The 15,833-nt window shown below is 34.5% G+C and carries 15 protein-coding genes; 13 read left to right on the top strand and 2 right to left on the bottom strand.

What is annotated here, in order from left to right:
• Window positions 1-32 precede the first annotated feature (32 nt).
• From ACEN2I_RS13920 to ACEN2I_RS13905, 4 genes are all read left to right on the top strand, one after another.
• On the top strand, window positions 33-3,209 hold the full coding sequence (locus ACEN2I_RS13920; protein ID WP_441766702.1) for an efflux RND transporter permease subunit: 3,177 nt from the start codon (window positions 33-35) through the stop codon (window positions 3,207-3,209).
• Window positions 3,210-3,400: 191 nt separating this feature from the next.
• Window positions 3,401-3,733 (top strand): hypothetical protein, encoded by a 333-nt coding sequence (locus ACEN2I_RS13915; protein ID WP_441766701.1) that lies wholly within the window; start codon window positions 3,401-3,403, stop codon window positions 3,731-3,733.
• A 2-nt stretch (window positions 3,734-3,735) separates the two neighbouring features.
• Window positions 3,736-4,035, top strand: a complete 300-nt coding sequence (locus ACEN2I_RS13910; RefSeq protein WP_441766700.1) for a hypothetical protein — start codon at window positions 3,736-3,738, stop codon at window positions 4,033-4,035.
• 6 nt (window positions 4,036-4,041) lie between these two features.
• Window positions 4,042-5,589, top strand: a complete 1,548-nt coding sequence (locus tag ACEN2I_RS13905; protein WP_441766699.1) for a PepSY-associated TM helix domain-containing protein — start codon at window positions 4,042-4,044, stop codon at window positions 5,587-5,589.
• A 72-nt stretch (window positions 5,590-5,661) separates the two neighbouring features.
• On the opposite strand, the gene ACEN2I_RS13900 is transcribed toward ACEN2I_RS13905, so the two are convergent.
• Complete coding sequence (locus ACEN2I_RS13900) at window positions 5,662-6,009, bottom strand: toxin-antitoxin system YwqK family antitoxin (protein ID WP_441766698.1); 348 nt, start codon at window positions 6,007-6,009, stop codon at window positions 5,662-5,664.
• A gap of 208 nt (window positions 6,010-6,217) precedes the next feature.
• The gene (locus ACEN2I_RS13895; protein WP_441766697.1) at window positions 6,218-7,213 is read right to left on the bottom strand and encodes a TlpA family protein disulfide reductase; all 996 of its coding nucleotides are present in this window, start codon (window positions 7,211-7,213) and stop codon (window positions 6,218-6,220) included.
• A 159-nt stretch (window positions 7,214-7,372) separates the two neighbouring features.
• Here ACEN2I_RS13895 and aspS point away from each other — a divergent pair, with 159 nt between their 5' ends.
• The 9 genes from aspS (at window position 7,373) to ACEN2I_RS13850 (ending at window position 15,833) form a co-directional block, all read left to right on the top strand.
• The gene (gene aspS / locus ACEN2I_RS13890; RefSeq protein WP_441766696.1) at window positions 7,373-9,124 is read left to right on the top strand and encodes an aspartate--tRNA ligase; all 1,752 of its coding nucleotides are present in this window, start codon (window positions 7,373-7,375) and stop codon (window positions 9,122-9,124) included.
• A gap of 315 nt (window positions 9,125-9,439) precedes the next feature.
• The gene (locus ACEN2I_RS13885) at window positions 9,440-9,634 is read left to right on the top strand and encodes a cold-shock protein (RefSeq protein ID WP_007137066.1); all 195 of its coding nucleotides are present in this window, start codon (window positions 9,440-9,442) and stop codon (window positions 9,632-9,634) included.
• Window positions 9,635-9,875: 241 nt separating this feature from the next.
• Complete coding sequence (locus ACEN2I_RS13880; protein WP_441766695.1) at window positions 9,876-10,241, top strand: NADH-quinone oxidoreductase subunit A; 366 nt, start codon at window positions 9,876-9,878, stop codon at window positions 10,239-10,241.
• 82 nt (window positions 10,242-10,323) lie between these two features.
• Window positions 10,324-10,872, top strand: coding sequence for an NADH-quinone oxidoreductase subunit B (locus ACEN2I_RS13875; RefSeq protein WP_441766694.1), 549 nt, complete (start codon window positions 10,324-10,326; stop codon window positions 10,870-10,872).
• Window position 10,873: 1 nt separating this feature from the next.
• Window positions 10,874-11,395, top strand: a complete 522-nt coding sequence (locus ACEN2I_RS13870; RefSeq protein WP_441766693.1) for an NADH-quinone oxidoreductase subunit C — start codon at window positions 10,874-10,876, stop codon at window positions 11,393-11,395.
• Window positions 11,396-11,485: 90 nt separating this feature from the next.
• Window positions 11,486-12,724: an NADH-quinone oxidoreductase subunit D gene (locus ACEN2I_RS13865; RefSeq protein ID WP_441766692.1), complete on the top strand. Its 1,239-nt coding sequence runs from the start codon at window positions 11,486-11,488 to the stop codon at window positions 12,722-12,724.
• 79 nt (window positions 12,725-12,803) lie between these two features.
• Complete coding sequence (locus ACEN2I_RS13860; protein WP_441766691.1) at window positions 12,804-13,334, top strand: complex I 24 kDa subunit family protein; 531 nt, start codon at window positions 12,804-12,806, stop codon at window positions 13,332-13,334.
• 1 nt (window position 13,335) lies between these two features.
• Window positions 13,336-14,706, top strand: coding sequence for an NADH-quinone oxidoreductase subunit NuoF (gene nuoF / locus ACEN2I_RS13855; protein WP_441766690.1), 1,371 nt, complete (start codon window positions 13,336-13,338; stop codon window positions 14,704-14,706).
• Window positions 14,707-14,801: 95 nt separating this feature from the next.
• Entirely contained in the window at window positions 14,802-15,833 is a 1,032-nt protein-coding gene (locus ACEN2I_RS13850) for a 2Fe-2S iron-sulfur cluster-binding protein (protein WP_441766689.1), read from the top strand.

The following is a 15,833-nucleotide window of genomic DNA, read 5'->3' as shown; positions in this document are numbered from 1 at the left end:
AACTAAGTACTTAATAAAATTTAAAAAAATATATGAAATTAGCCGAAATATCCATAAAACGTCCTTCGTTAGTTATCGTTCTTTTTACGATACTAACACTTGGTGGACTATTCAGTTATAGCCAATTAGGCTATGAATTGATTCCAAAATTCGAAACCAATGTAATTACCATTTCGACTGTTTATCCAGGAGCATCCCCGAGTGAAATAGAAAACACGGTAACCAAAAAAGTCGAAGATGCAATTGCATCCCTTGAAAATATTAAAAAAATTGATTCAAAGTCTTACGAAAGTCTGTCTGTAGTATCGATTACTTTAACATCAAATGCTGATGTCGATATTTCAATGAATGATGCTCAGCGTAAAATTAACGCGGTTTTAAGTGATTTGCCCGATGATGCAGATCCACCTTCATTAACTAAGTTCTCTTTAAGTGATTTACCAATTATGACCATTGGTGCAAATGGTAAAATGGATGAAGCTACCTTTTATGATTTGATTGATAAAAAAATTGCTCCTATTCTGTCTCGTGTTCAAGGTGTGGCTCAGGTAAATATTATTGGAGGCCAGGAACGTGAAATTCAGGTAAATCTGGATGCAGTAAAAATGCAAGGGTACAACCTTTCTGTTCCTCAGGTACAACAAATCATTTTAAGTTCTAATCTGGATTTTCCAACAGGAAATATTCAAACTAGAGATCAAAAAATATTAATTCGTTTAGCGGGTAAATACAAAAATGTTGAGGAATTAAGAAATTTAGTTGTCTCTTCTAATGGTGGTATTGAAATTCGTTTAAAGGATATTGCTGATGTACAGGATGCTCAGAAAATTGCCGAAAAAGTATCTCGTGTAGATCAAAAAAGCGCCATTATTTTACAAGTAATCAAACAATCAGATGCGAATGCGGTTGCTGTAAGTGAAGACCTGAAGAGCAAAATTGCTGAACTTGAAGTCGATTATAAAACATCTGAATTATCACTGAAAATTGCAAAAGACAGTACCGAATATACTTTAGAAGCGGCAGATTCTGTTATACACGATTTATTAATTGCTGTAATTCTGGTTGCCTTTGTAATGTTATTTTTCCTTCACAGTATTCGTAACTCATTGATTGTAATGGTTTCGATTCCTGCTTCGTTAATTGCAACTTTTATCGGAATTTATCTTTTAGGATACACTTTAAACTTAATGAGTTTATTAGGATTATCTCTGGTAGTAGGTATTTTAGTTGATGATGCCATTGTGGTATTAGAGAACATTTACCGACATATGGAAATGGGCAAAAGCCGTATTCGTGCGTCCTATGACGGAACTGCCGAAATTGGTGGGACTGTAACTTCCATTACTTTGGTAATTGTAGTGGTGTTTTTACCAATTGCGATGAGTACAGGATTGGTTTCTAACATTATTACACAATTCTGTGTAACCGTTATTATCTCTACCTTATTCTCATTATTAGCTTCTTTTACTATTATCCCTTGGTTATCTTCTCGTTTTGGGAAATTAGAACATTTAGAAGGTAAAAACGTATTCGAAAGAGTTATTTTAGGTTTTGAAGAGTATTTAACTCGTTTTACGAACTGGGTTACCAGATTACTAAACTGGTGTTTAGATCATTATTTTAAAACTATTGCAGTAGTACTGGTATTATTTTTCGGAACCATATTCAGTTTATTTGGCGGTGGTTTTATTGGAGGAGAGTTCTTTGCAAAATCAGATAGTGGGGAATTTTTAGTTCAAATCGAAATGCCAAAAGATGCGTCGTTGGAACAAACCAACTTTATGACTCAAAAAGCAGAAGCTTATTTGAAAAATGAAGAATATGTAGAAAGCCAAATTACAACAGTAGGTCAGACTTCTGAAGGAATGGGAGCTTCTCAGGCAACAGCTTACAAAGCTGAGATTGATGTAAAAATGATTGATCAGGCAGATCGATCTGATGACGCTTCGGTTTATGCTGCAAAAATTAAACGTAAATTAGAAAAAGTTCTGGTAGGAGCCAAAGTGAAAACAGTTCCTGTAGGTATTTTGGGAACTGCTGAAGATGCATCATTAGCCTTAATCGTAACAGGCCCTTCTGTTGATGAAGCTATGAAATTTGCTAAACAAGCAGAAGCACTTTTAAGAACGATTCCTGGAACAACCGAAATCAAGTTAACGGTTGAAGACGGAAATCCGGAAGTCAATGTACAAGTAGATCGTGATAAAATGGCTGCTCTAGGATTAACGCTTCAAACGGTGGGTATGACAATGCAAACGGCTTATAGCGGTAATACCGATGGAAAATTTAGAGCTGGTGAATACGAATACGACATCAACATAAAATACAATGCATTTAACAGAAAAAGCATTACCGATGTAGCAAATTTGATTTTCGTAAACAATGCCGGACAACAAATTAAACTTTCTCAATTTGCTTCTATTACTGAAGGTTCTGGACCAAGTCAGTTAGAGCGTCGTGACAAAACAGCTTCTGTTACCGTACAAGGTCAGAACGTTGGGGTGGCTTCGGGAACCGTAGTGACCGAATGGCAAGCTAAATTGGATAAAATTAAAAAACCAACTGGAGTGAACTACATTTGGGGTGGAGATCAAGAGAACCAAAGTGAAGGTTTTGGTACTTTAGGAATCGCTTTATTGGCGGCAATTATCTTGGTTTACTTGGTAATGGTCGGTTTGTATGATAGTTTCGTTCACCCTTTTGTGGTCTTGTTTGCTATTCCGCTTTCGTTTATTGGAGCACTTTTAGCCTTAGCTTTAACCAATAACACCTTGAACATCTTTACCATTTTGGGTATTATTATGTTGATAGGTCTGGTGTGTAAGAACGCGATTATGCTGGTCGACTATACGAACCAGCGAAGAGCTGCGGGTGAGAGTATCAGAAATGCATTAATTCAGGCAAATCATGCTCGTTTACGTCCTATTTTGATGACCACAATTGCGATGGTTTTTGGTATGTTCCCGATTGCATTAGCATCTGGAGCAGGGGCTGAATGGAAAAATGGTTTGGCTTGGGTAATTATTGGAGGATTGATTTCGTCTTTATTCCTCACCTTGGTTGTGGTTCCTGTTATTTATCTCATTATGGAGAAAATAATTGCCAAATTATCTAAAGGAGAAAAAATTGATTACGAAGCTGAAATGGTTGCCGATTATGAACACACCGAACTAAGCGAAGATGGTTTCAATCCGAAACATACCCATTAATACATAATTTAATTTTAGATTCTAAAGCCTGTTCATCAATTTGAACAGGCTTTTTTTATAATTTAATTTCATTAATGCTATTTTATTTGGAATAAATAAAAATAATTTTGCTTTCTTGATTGTCAACCCTTAAATTTGCTTCATAAAATTTTCAACATGATTACCCGCTATTCCCTAAATAAATCCATATTATGATAACAATAGCCAGTCTTATCGTTTTTTTAGCTTTTTACACACTGTATTACACTTCAAAAAGAGCTGTTTTATCGTATGATTTAGGTTTTGAAAAATGGATGCAGAAGAATCCAAAACAAACAAAAATTACAGGATTATTTTTGCTTTTATCTGCCTATGGTTTCTGGCTTTTTTCAAAATCTTTGGGCTGTGGCACTTTGATGTTTTTTATTCAGCTGATGGCAGTAGGAAGTTTAATTGTATTATTAGCCCCGCTAAAAAAAATAAACCGTTCAACACTATTGATTATTTTTATAATAATCGCTTTATTAGAATTTTATTACGCGTAAAAATGCCAGCAAATCCTAAATACTTAACAAAGTCAAAATGGCAACGGTTTGCCAAAATTACAGCTGGCATTCTGGGTGGCTATTTCGTTTCTGTTACATTTCATTTGGCTTTAGCTTCCTGGTTCAACCGTGCAAACATTCTTATCACAATGGCTTTTAGTGGTTTCATCCTTTGGGTAGCGCTTATGGTTGTTGCTTTTTTAGCTAGAAACGGCTGGAAAATCTGGATGGTTTATATAATTCTATCTCTAATTTTCTCAATTCTAATATATTTAGGACAAACGTATAATACAACCGCATAATAAACTATGAGTAATCGTAATTATAATATTTATTTCCATACACATACTGTTAGTGGAATTGTTATCAGTGTCGTTCTTTTTGTAATTTTCTTTGCCGGATCGTTTTCTTTTTTCAGGGATGAAATCATAAATTGGGAAAGAAATGAATCAGTTTCCATTACAAAAGAAATTGATTTAAACTATGATACTGCTTTAAAAAAGCTTAATAAAGAATATGTTCTCTACGGAAGAAATATCACCATTTCTAAACACAGTAACGAAAGAAGAGTTAACATTTATGCAGAAGGAACCAAAGATACTTTGGCTCCTGCCAAACAAAAAGAAGGAAGCTTTTTTTATTTAGATACAAAAAACTATAAAACAACAACTTACGAAGAGTCTTATTCCCTTGGTGAGTTTTTATACCGATTACATTTTCTTGCTCAGGTGCCGTATCCTGTCGGATATTACCTTTCAGGTTTTATCGCATTGTTTTTTTTATTTGCAATAGTAACAGGAGTTTTATTGCACTGGAAAAAAATTGTGTCTAATTTTTATGTTTTCCGTCCAAAAGAAAAATTAAAAACATTATGGACTGATGCCCACACCGCATTAGGAATGATTGGCTTACCTTTTCAGTTTGTATATGCAGTAACTGGTGCTTTTTTCATGATCAAGCTTCTAATCGTTGCTCCTGCTGTAATGGCACTCTATCAAGGAGATCAGAATAAATTATATAAGGAACTGGAATATACAGACTCCGAGTATAAGTTTGAAAATAAAAAATTAGCAACTCCTTTCAACATCAATCAATTAGTTTCAAAAGCAAAAAGTAATTGGAACGATTTTGAAATTAATCGTGTTTATATTCAAAATTACGGAGATGCCAATATGCATGTTTTGGTCGAAGGTGAATTAGTAAACAGTAAAAAATTTACCGGAATTGGAAAAGTAGTATATCGCATTTCTGATGGAAAAGAAATTGCAAAGAAAAATCCTGAAACACAAAACAATTATTTAGACGTTGTAAAAAATGTTTTATATCGCATCCATTTTGGTGATTACGGAGGATATGCCTTAAAAATAGTAAGCTTTATTTTAGGGATTATAACCTGCTTTGTAATTATTTCAGGAGTCATGATTTGGTTAATCGCAAGAGATAAGAAAAATATACCCGAAAAGAAACGTCGCTTTAACAAAGGTGTTGTTCATATTTATCTGGCAATTTGTTTAAGTATGTATCCTATTACAGCCTCAGCTTTTATTGCAGCTAAACTATTTTATCCATTGAGCCAGTCTTCTTTGTACAGTATTTATTTTATTGGATGGTTAATGCTTGCAATCTTTTTTATCGTTAAAAGAAATGATGCTTTTACTAACAAATGGTGTTTAATTTTGGGAAGCGTTTTAGGATTTTTAATTCCGGTTACGAATGGAATTGTTAGCGAAAACTGGTTTTGGAATTCTTTTATACAAAACAAAAATCAGATTTTCTTCATTGATGTTTTCTGGATTGTTTTAGCATCAATTACCCTGTATGCTGTTTTGTCATTAAAACCAAAAGAAAATAAATAAGAAATTATAAAAACACAAAAAAAGGAGAAAATTTCAATGAAACTTTCTCCTTTTTATAAGATTGAAATTATATTAATTTCTATTTGCTACAATTTTTTCTTCTAAATTCTTAACCGAATTAATTTTGCTGTTTGAATAATCTACCTGGCAAATATTTTTTTCGTTAAAGAAAATCCATTTTCCAGTTTTCAATCCGTCAGCGTATTCTGCGATAGCTGTTTTATTTCCATTTTGGTCATAAGAGACCCAAACACCGTCCAATTTACCCTCTTTAAAAAAACCTTCTTGTTGTACGTTGCCATTTTCATAATAATAAGTTGCTCTTACTTTATTTCCAACAGCTTCTAATTCAGGTTTTGTTTCTTGTGCAACTAAAATTCCAGAGAACAATATTGCAACTAAAATTACACACTTTTTCATATCTTTAGGGTTTAATGTTATCAAATCTTTATCAAATATAATAAAATGTTTACATTAAAAAAACTTTTAGTTAACAATTTGGTAACATTGGATAAAAGCTTAACATTGGAAACTTTCATTAAACAAAAAAACCAACGCTGAAGCATTGGTTTTACTGGTGTTTTTATAAAAATATTTAAATTACGATAACGATGTAATTTTGCAAGAATTATTTCAATAAAGCATCTAATTGTGTCTGTAATTCTGCAGATGAAGGTCTATCTGCATCTGGATTTACAATATTCCCGTTTGGATCAATTAATATAAATCTCGGGATTCCGGTTACACCATAACTCATTACAAATTCAGATTCCCAATCTTTATCAGCAAATAATTGAATTCCTCCTAAATTTTTATCCGCAACAAATTTTTTCCATTTGTCATTATCTTTTGCTTTATCAATCGAAATACTTACAAACTCGATATTCTTTCCGTGGTATTTCTCTTCAATTTTTTGAAGAAAAGGAATTTCAGCCCTGCAAGGACCACACCATGTTGCCCAAAGATCTATGTACACATATTTTCCTCTTAAATCAGAAAGTTTTGTTTTTCCTCCTTTGTAATTCTCATAATCAAATTCAGGAGAAGGTTTACCTTTAAGTTTATTAGTCTTCACATTGCTTTGATATGCCTGAAAAGCATATTGATTAAATTGTTCCATTGAATTTTTTAAAGCAGTTTGAAATTCTGGATCCAATTTTTCATTTTGAATACTTTCTAAATCAGATTTTTTCATTGCTTCCAACATCGTATTAAATTCGGCCTCTTCTTTTGTGAAAGCTTCATTTTGAAATTTTTCAGTTTTCAAAGCATACTGAGCCAAAAAATTACTTTCGTCAACACCTTTACCTTTATATACAATAGTCTCGTCAAACTGTTTAGCATCCATTGTCAGGTTTACTTCGGAATTTGGTTTTAAATACAGACTGGAAACTTCACGACCGTCACCAAATTGATAAAACCCTTTTGGAGCTTCAAAGGTAGCCGCAAAAAATCCCTTTTTATTAATCGGAATTACTTGTTTAAAATTATTAGCTCCGCGGATGACTAACGTATCGCTATTTCTATTCGCAATTTTAGCAGTAAATTTTATTTGATTCTTAGTTTGAGCATTCACACTGAATGCACTAAGCATAATCAAAGCTAAAAGAAAGACTTTTTTCATAATGAATATTATTTTATTTTGAGTAGACCAAATCTAAAGAAATTCTGTATGAGAAAATTACCTGTTAACAAAATATTTCAATTTTATAAGCATCAAGTTCTTACTTTACTATATTAATTTGAATTTTGTGTTTACTTTTGCAGTCTAAAATTTTGATCAATGTATAGAAGTCATAATTGTGGCGAATTAAACGCCTCAAATATTAATACCGAAGTTACACTTGCTGGTTGGGTTCAAAAATCACGCGATAAAGGATTTATGAATTGGGTTGATTTACGCGACCGTTATGGAATTACGCAGCTTATTTTTGACGAAAGCCGTACTGATAAGACCGTTTTTGAATTGGCAAAAACGCTTGGCAGAGAATTTGTAATTCAGGTAAAAGGAACTGTTATTGAGCGTGAAGCCAAAAACAAAAATATTCCGACTGGTGAAATTGAAATTTTAGTTTCTGAACTGAACATTCTAAATGCGGCCCTAACTCCTCCATTTACAATTGAAGATGAAACAGATGGCGGAGAAGATATCAGAATGAAGTACCGTTATTTAGACATCAGAAGAAATCCTGTAAAAAACAGTTTGTTATTTCGTCATAAAGTAGCAATGGAAGTTCGCAAATATCTATCCGATTTAGATTTCTGCGAAGTTGAAACTCCTTACTTAATCAAATCGACTCCGGAAGGCGCAAGAGATTTCGTGGTGCCAAGCCGTATGAACGAAGGACAATTTTATGCGTTGCCACAATCACCACAAACTTTTAAACAATTGTTGATGGTGGGAGGAATGGATAAATATTTCCAAATTGTAAAATGTTTCCGTGACGAAGATTTACGTGCGGACCGTCAGCCTGAGTTTACACAAATCGACTGCGAAATGGCATTTGTGGAGCAAGAAGACATTTTAAATGTCTTTGAAGGATTGACAAGACATTTACTAAAAGAAATTAAAGGTATTGATGTAGACAAATTCCCAAGAATTACCTATGATTATGCCATGAAAACATACGGGAATGACAAACCGGATATTCGTTTCGGAATGGAATTTGGTGAATTGAACGAATTTGCAAAACATAAAGATTTTCCAGTATTCAATACTGCGGAATTGGTTGTAGGAATTGCAGTTCCGGGAGCAGGAAATTATACCCGTAAAGAAATTGACGCATTAATTGACTGGGTAAAACGCCCGCAGGTTGGCGCATCCGGAATGGTATATGCAAAATGCAATGACGATGGAACTTTTAAATCATCTGTAGATAAATTTTACGATCAGGACGATTTAGTACAATGGTCAAAAATTACAGGTGCAAAACCTGGCGATATGATTTTTGTGCTTTCGGGTCCTGCAAATAAAACACGCGCACAGCTTTCAGCACTTCGTATGGAATTAGCAACACGTTTGGGATTACGTAAACCGGAAGAATTTGCTCCGTTATGGGTTGTAGATTTTCCTTTATTGGAATTAGATGAAGAAAGCGGCCGTTACCACGCAATGCATCACCCGTTTACATCTCCAAAACCGGAAGATATGGCTTTGCTGGAAACTGAACCCGGAAAAGTTCGTGCCAATGCCTACGACATGGTATTAAACGGAAATGAAATTGGCGGAGGTTCTATTCGTATTCACGATAAAGCAACTCAACAATTAATGTTTAAATATTTAGGATTTACAGAAGAAGAAGCAAAAGCACAATTCGGTTTCTTAATGGATGCTTTTCAGTTTGGAGCACCGCCTCATGGAGGTTTAGCATTTGGTCTGGACAGACTTGTTGCTATTTTAGGAGGTCAGGAAACCATTAGAGACTTTATTGCGTTCCCAAAAAACAATTCAGGACGCGATGTCATGATCGATGCACCTGCTGCAATTGATGATGCACAACTGAAAGAATTATCAATTAAATTGGATTTGAAATAAATTTATAGAAGAAATTGAAAAATACAAAAAGAGCGGCAATTTATTTGTTGCTCTTTTTTTTAAAAAAATATTGTAATAATATCAAAAAGCGAATTTTTAATAAGTAGTCCATTTATTACAATAAAATAACTGTTAGAATTGATTAATCCTTAATAAATGATTGCTAATTCAACGAAATTAATATCAAATTTGATATATTTTAAAAACAGAAAACACTGTAAATCAATAATTTTTACAAAAAATTAACACCTTAGTGTCTTTTGTATGAATTTATATATTACATTTGCTTTATTATAAATTATTATTACAATTACAATGCGTACAGGTACAGTAAAATTTTTCAATGAGTCTAAAGGTTATGGATTCATTACAGACGAAGAAACAGGAAAAGACATCTTCGTTCACGCTTCAGGAATTAACGCGGAAGAATTACGCGAAGGTGACCGAGTAAGCTACGAAGAAGAAGAAGGAAGAAAAGGGAAAGTTGCTGCTAAAGTAGCAGTTATCTAAGAAAAATATAGCAATTTATTTTTTTTGCCTCTGAATGGTTTAAAAACGTTTCGATTTAGTTCGAAACGTTTTTTTTTGCATACTTGTTAAAAAAATGTGAAAGCGCAAATTATTATTTATAATCAATAAAAATTACACTCAAACCTCATTAAGCACCGAACTTAAATCATTTTTTAACTTGTGATTTACAGAGTTGAAAGTTATCTTTGTGGCTTATTCTTTAAGTAAAAACCCTAAGTCTATGCAATCTGATCAATACAGCTACCTTCCCATTTTAATGCAAGCCATTTTAGCTATTGGTTTTGTAGTGGGAACTATTATTATTTCCGGAAAATTAGGTCCAAAAAGAACTTCTGAAACAAAGGATAAAAACTTTGAATGTGGTATCGAATCAGTTGGTAATGCACGTATCCCATTTTCAGTAAAATATTTCCTGGTAGCTATTTTATTTGTTCTGTTTGACGTAGAGGTAATTTTCCTTTATCCTTGGGCTGTAAACTTTAAGGAATTGGGAATAGAAGGAATGTTAAAAATGATTGTTTTTATGGCTTTGCTTTTAGTTGGTTTTTTCTATATTATCAAAAAGAAAGCATTAGACTGGGAATAAATAATATTTGTTTTAAATTATAAATGCTGAATTATAAATATTGAACATTCAAAATTTTATAATTCAAAATACAAAATACAAAATGAGTGATTCAAATGTAAATATGGTTGCCCCTCCTGATGGTGTTGTTGGTGAAGGTTTCTTCGCTACAAAACTAAATGACGTTGTAGGTATGGCACGCGCGAATTCTCTTTGGCCATTGCCTTTTGCAACTTCATGTTGCGGAATCGAATTTATGGCAACTATGGCATCACATTACGATTTGGCAAGATTTGGTTCTGAGCGCGTGAGCTTTTCTCCCCGTCAGGCAGATATGCTAATGGTAATGGGAACAATTTCTAAAAAAATGGCACCTATTTTACGTCAGGTTTACGAACAAATGTCTGAGCCTCGATGGGTTATTGCAGTCGGGGCCTGTGCTTCCTCAGGTGGAATTTTTGACACTTATTCGGTCTTACAAGGAATAGACAAAGTAATTCCGGTTGATGTTTACGTACCGGGCTGCCCACCAAGACCCGAACAAATCGTTGATGGTGTAATGAAACTTCAAGAATTAGTACGAAGCGAATCTGTGAGAAGAAGAAGCTCTCCGGAATACCAAGAATTATTAGCTTCCTATAATATATCATAAGATGGCTTTAGAAAACACCCTAATTCAAGATAAACTTATAGAAACATTTAATACAGATGTTTTTAACTTTCAACAGGAAAGAGATATTTTTTCATTAGAAGCTTCTGCTGACAAAATTACAGCTTTAATTCTTTTTCTAAAAAACGATGCCGATTTACGTTTTCACTTTTTAACAGATTTATGCGGAATACATTATCCGGATAACGAAACTGAGCGTCAGTTTGCCATTGTATATCATTTGCACAACTGGTACGAAAACAAACGTATCAAAATCAAAGTATTTCTTAATGGCGAAAAACCAGAAATAAAAACTATTTCAAATATTTTCCTGAGTTCTAACTGGATGGAAAGAGAAACATACGATTTTTTTGGTGTGAACTTTATTGGCCATCCCCAATTGAAACGTATTTTAAATATGGATGAAATGATATCGTTTCCGATGCGTAAAGAATTTCCATTGGAAGACAGCGGAAGAACGGATAAGGATGATAGATTCTTTGGAAGAACAACAATCAATGCTTAATTAACAATGTATAATTGCTAATTATGAATTGTAATAAAAAATAAATAGTTAATTGTCAATTGGCAATTATCAATTTTTAATTAATTAAAAATGTCAGAACTATTATTATCACCAGAGCATCGATATGCTAAAATAATTACAGAGAGACTAAACGAAGACGGAAGTGAACTTTCAGTACTAAATTTAGGCCCTACACACCCGGCGACCCACGGTATTTTTCAGAATATCCTGTTGATGGATGGAGAAAGAATTCTGGAGGCTGAACCCACAATTGGTTACATTCACAGAGCTTTCGAGAAAATTGCCGAAAATCGTCCTTTTTACCAAATTACTCCTCTTACAGACCGTATGAACTATTGCTCCTCTCCTATTAACAATATGGGATGGTGGATGACCTTAGAAAAATTATTGGGAATTGAAGTTCCAAAAAGAGCTCAATATTTAAGAGTTATCGTAATGGAATTAGCCCGTATTACAGATCACTTAATCTGTAATTCGATTTTAGGTGTCGATACTGGAGCTTATACCGGTTTCTTGTACGTTTTTCAATTTAGAGAAAAAATATACGAAATCTACGAAGAAATTTGTGGTGCCCGTTTAACAACCAATATGGGTAGAATCGGTGGGTTTGAAAGAGATTGGTCTCCGGAAGCTTTCAAAAAACTAGATGCTTTCCTTGAAGAATTTCCTCCTGTCTGGAAAGAATTTGAAAACTTATTTGAAAGAAACAGAATTTTTATTGACAGAACTGTAAATGTTGGTGCTATTTCAGCTGAACAGGCAATGGCTTATGGATTTACAGGTCCAAACCTGCGTGCTGCCGGAGTTGATTACGATGTTCGTGTGGCACAACCTTACTCCTCTTACGAAGATTTCGATTTTATTGTTCCTGTTGGAAAATCAGGCGATACATACGATCGTTTCTGTGTTCGTAATGCTGAAGTTTGGGAAAGTTTAAGCATCATTCGTCAGGCTTTGGCTAAAATGCCTGCAGGAAATGAATATCATGCAGAAGTTCCGGATTACTACCTTCCTCCAAAAGAAGATGTTTACACTTCAATGGAATCTTTAATTTACCATTTTAAGATTGTGATGGGAGAAGTTCCTGTACCGGTTGCAGAAATTTATCACCCTGTAGAAGGCGGAAACGGAGAACTAGGATTTTATTTAGTAACTGACGGAAGCAGAACACCATATAGATTACATTTCAGAAGACCATGCTTCATATATTATCAAGCGTATCCGGAAATGATCAAAGGCGCCTTATTATCAGATGCAATTGTTATTCTGTCCAGTTTAAATGTTATTGCAGGAGAATTAGACGCATAAATGAATTATAAATTTTGAGTTATAAATTATAAATGCAAAACATTTAAAGTTTAAAATTTAAGGTTCAAAATAATAAAAAATGGAACGTAAACATTACAAACAAGAAATAAACATGACTGAAACATTGATGAACCGCATCAATGTATTAATCAGTCATTATCCGGAAGACAAGAGAAAATCAGCTTTGTTGCCAGTTTTGCATGAAGTTCAGGACGCACATGACAACTGGCTGAGTATCGAACTACAGGATAAAGTTGCTGAAATTTTGCACATCAAGCCAATTGAGGTGTACGAGGTAGTTACTTTTTATACCATGTACAACCAAAAGCCAATTGGAAAATACATGTTCGAGTTTTGCCAGACTTCTTGTTGTTGTTTAAATGGTGCCGAAAATTTAATGGATTATACTTCTGAAAAATTAGGCATTAAAATGGGCGAAACCACTCCCGACGGAATGTTTACCATTGCCGGTGTAGAATGTTTAGGTGCCTGTGGATACGCTCCGATGATGCAATTGGGCGATTTCTACAAAGAAAAACTGACAGAAGAAAAAATCGATCAGTTAATCGCTGATTGCAGAGATGATAAAATAATATTACACGATAAATAAGATGTCAAAAAAAATATTATTAGACAAAATTAATATTCCGGGTATTAAGACTTATGAAATATATCGCCAAAACGGTGGGTATGCTTCTGTAGAAAAAGCTTTAAAAACCCTAACACCTGACGAAGTTGTTGAAGAGGTAAAAAAATCAGGAATCAGAGGTCGTGGCGGAGCTGGTTTCCCGGCGGGAATGAAATGGAGTTTTATTGATAAAAAATCAGGAAAACCAAGACATTTAGTTTGCAACGCTGACGAATCTGAGCCAGGGACTTTTAAAGATCGTTATTTGATGGAATTTATTCCTCACCTATTGATTGAAGGAATGATTACCTCCAGTTTTGCTTTAGGCGCAAACCTTTCGTATATCTACATTCGTGGAGAATATATGTGGGTTTTTAAAATTTTAGAAAGAGCCATTGCCGAAGCTAAAGCTGCTGGTTGGTTAGGAAAAAATATATTAGGTACAGGTTACGATTTGGATTTATATGTTCACTGTGGGGCTGGAGCCTATATTTGTGGTGAAGAAACTGCACTTATTGAATCACTGGAAGGTAAAAGAGGAAACCCTCGTATTAAACCGCCTTTCCCAGCTGTTTCAGGACTTTGGGCAAATCCAACTGTAGTAAATAACGTAGAAACTATTGCTGCCGTGCCATGGATTATAAATAATTCTGGTGATGAGTATGCTAAAATAGGTATCGGTCGTTCTACCGGAACTAAATTAATCTCGGCTTCAGGACACATCAAAAATCCGGGAGTTTATGAAATTGAATTGGGATTATCTGTTGATGAGTTCATGAATTCTGATGAATATTTAGGAGGAATGTCTTCCAGCAGACCTTTGAAAGCATTGGTACCAGGAGGATCTTCAGTGCCGATTTTACCAGCTGAATTAATTTTTAAAACAGCTAATGGTGAAGACCGTTTGATGTCTTATGAATCTTTAAGTGATGGTGGTTTTGCTACGGGATCAATGTTAGGTTCAGGAGGGTTTATAGTTTATAACGACACTGCTTGTGTGGTAAGAAATACTTGGAATTTTGCCCGCTTTTACCACCATGAATCTTGTGGACAATGTACACCCTGTCGTGAAGGAACAGGCTGGCTGGAAAAAATATTATGGAGAATCGAAAACGGTCAGGGTCGTGAAGAGGATATCGAATTATTATGGAGTATTCAAAGTAAAATCGAAGGAAACACAATATGCCCGCTTGGCGATGCGGCTTCGTGGCCAGTTGCTGCAGCAATTCGCCATTTCAGAGAAGAGTTTGAATACCACGTTCGTTTCCCTGAAAAAATAAAGCACAGAGATCATTTTGTTGCTGAACCGTTTTCGCAAGTAAAACATTTGGTTGGCGGTAAGATTATCGTATAAATTATAAAAAAGAAATTACAAAGTTATATAGATTATTAAAAGGACAGCAAATCTTTTGAATAGCTAAACTTTAGACATTCAAATCATTAAGAGAGATGAAAGTAACCATAGACGGTCAAAGTATCGACGTAGAACCAGGAACTACCATCCTGCAGGCTGCACGTATGATTGGGGGAGATTTAGTTCCGCCAGCCATGTGTTATTACTCAAAATTAAAAGGCAGCGGCGGAAAATGCCGTTGTTGTTTAGTGGAAGTTTCCAAAGGAAGTGAAGCGGATCCAAGACCAATGCCCAAATTAATGGCATCTTGCGTTACCGGCTGTATGGACGGAATGGAAGTAAACAGTAAGTCTTCTGACAGAGTAACAGAGGCCCGTAAATCTGTAACGGAATTTTTATTGATCAATCATCCATTGGACTGCCCGGTTTGTGATCAGGCCGGAGAATGTGATCTTCAAAATTTAAGTTTCGAACACGGAAATCCAAAATCACGTTTTATTGAAGAAAAAAGAACATTCGAACCAGAAGATATTGGTCCACATATTCAACTGCATATGAACCGTTGTATTTTATGTCAAAGATGTGTACAGGTTGCAGATCAATTGACAGATAACAGGGTTCACGGCGTATTAGATCGTGGTGATCATGCTAATATTTCAACCGGAATCTCAAAAGCTATAGACAATGAATTCTCAGGAAATATGATTGACGTTTGCCCTGTTGGAGCATTGACTGATAAAACATTCCGCTTCAAATCAAGAGTCTGGTTCAACAAACCTTACAATGCACACAGAGAATGTACTACTCCAGGATGTTGCGGAAAAACGACCGTTTGGATGTTTGGAGGTGAAATTCAACGTGTAACAGGTCGCAAAGATGAATACCATGAAGTGGAAGAGTTTATTTGTAATTCTTGCCGTTTTGACCACAAAAATGTAAATGACTGGGTAATTGAAGGACCAAGGGAATTTGAAAAAGATTCGGTTATCAATCAGAATAATTACACTCAAAAATTAGAAAAAGTAGAAATCGACACAGAAAAGAATATTCTTTTAGGCAGAGACGAAGACCGTAAAAAAATTAGTATGGCTGAAATTCCATTAAACGCTAACAACAAAAATTCTTAA

The organism is Flavobacterium sp. W22_SRS_FK3, assembly GCF_052113665.1.
Lineage (GTDB): Bacteria > Bacteroidota > Bacteroidia > Flavobacteriales > Flavobacteriaceae > Flavobacterium.
Note: the sequence above shows the minus strand (reverse complement) of the source record. Positions and strands in the feature narration are given on the sequence as shown.

Coding starts and splice junctions, on each gene's coding strand:
- ACEN2I_RS13920 (WP_441766702.1), top strand. CDS start 33: ATGAAATTAGCCGAAATATCCATAAAACGTCCTTCGTTAGTTATCGTT.
- ACEN2I_RS13915 (WP_441766701.1), top strand. CDS start 3,401: ATGATAACAATAGCCAGTCTTATCGTTTTTTTAGCTTTTTACACACTG.
- ACEN2I_RS13910 (WP_441766700.1), top strand. CDS start 3,736: ATGCCAGCAAATCCTAAATACTTAACAAAGTCAAAATGGCAACGGTTT.
- ACEN2I_RS13905 (WP_441766699.1), top strand. CDS start 4,042: ATGAGTAATCGTAATTATAATATTTATTTCCATACACATACTGTTAGT.
- ACEN2I_RS13900 (WP_441766698.1), bottom strand. CDS start 6,009: ATGAAAAAGTGTGTAATTTTAGTTGCAATATTGTTCTCTGGAATTTTA.
- ACEN2I_RS13895 (WP_441766697.1), bottom strand. CDS start 7,213: ATGAAAAAAGTCTTTCTTTTAGCTTTGATTATGCTTAGTGCATTCAGT.
- aspS (WP_441766696.1), top strand. CDS start 7,373: ATGTATAGAAGTCATAATTGTGGCGAATTAAACGCCTCAAATATTAAT.
- ACEN2I_RS13885 (WP_007137066.1), top strand. CDS start 9,440: ATGCGTACAGGTACAGTAAAATTTTTCAATGAGTCTAAAGGTTATGGA.
- ACEN2I_RS13880 (WP_441766695.1), top strand. CDS start 9,876: ATGCAATCTGATCAATACAGCTACCTTCCCATTTTAATGCAAGCCATT.
- ACEN2I_RS13875 (WP_441766694.1), top strand. CDS start 10,324: ATGAGTGATTCAAATGTAAATATGGTTGCCCCTCCTGATGGTGTTGTT.
- ACEN2I_RS13870 (WP_441766693.1), top strand. CDS start 10,874: ATGGCTTTAGAAAACACCCTAATTCAAGATAAACTTATAGAAACATTT.
- ACEN2I_RS13865 (WP_441766692.1), top strand. CDS start 11,486: ATGTCAGAACTATTATTATCACCAGAGCATCGATATGCTAAAATAATT.
- ACEN2I_RS13860 (WP_441766691.1), top strand. CDS start 12,804: ATGGAACGTAAACATTACAAACAAGAAATAAACATGACTGAAACATTG.
- nuoF (WP_441766690.1), top strand. CDS start 13,336: ATGTCAAAAAAAATATTATTAGACAAAATTAATATTCCGGGTATTAAG.
- ACEN2I_RS13850 (WP_441766689.1), top strand. CDS start 14,802: ATGAAAGTAACCATAGACGGTCAAAGTATCGACGTAGAACCAGGAACT.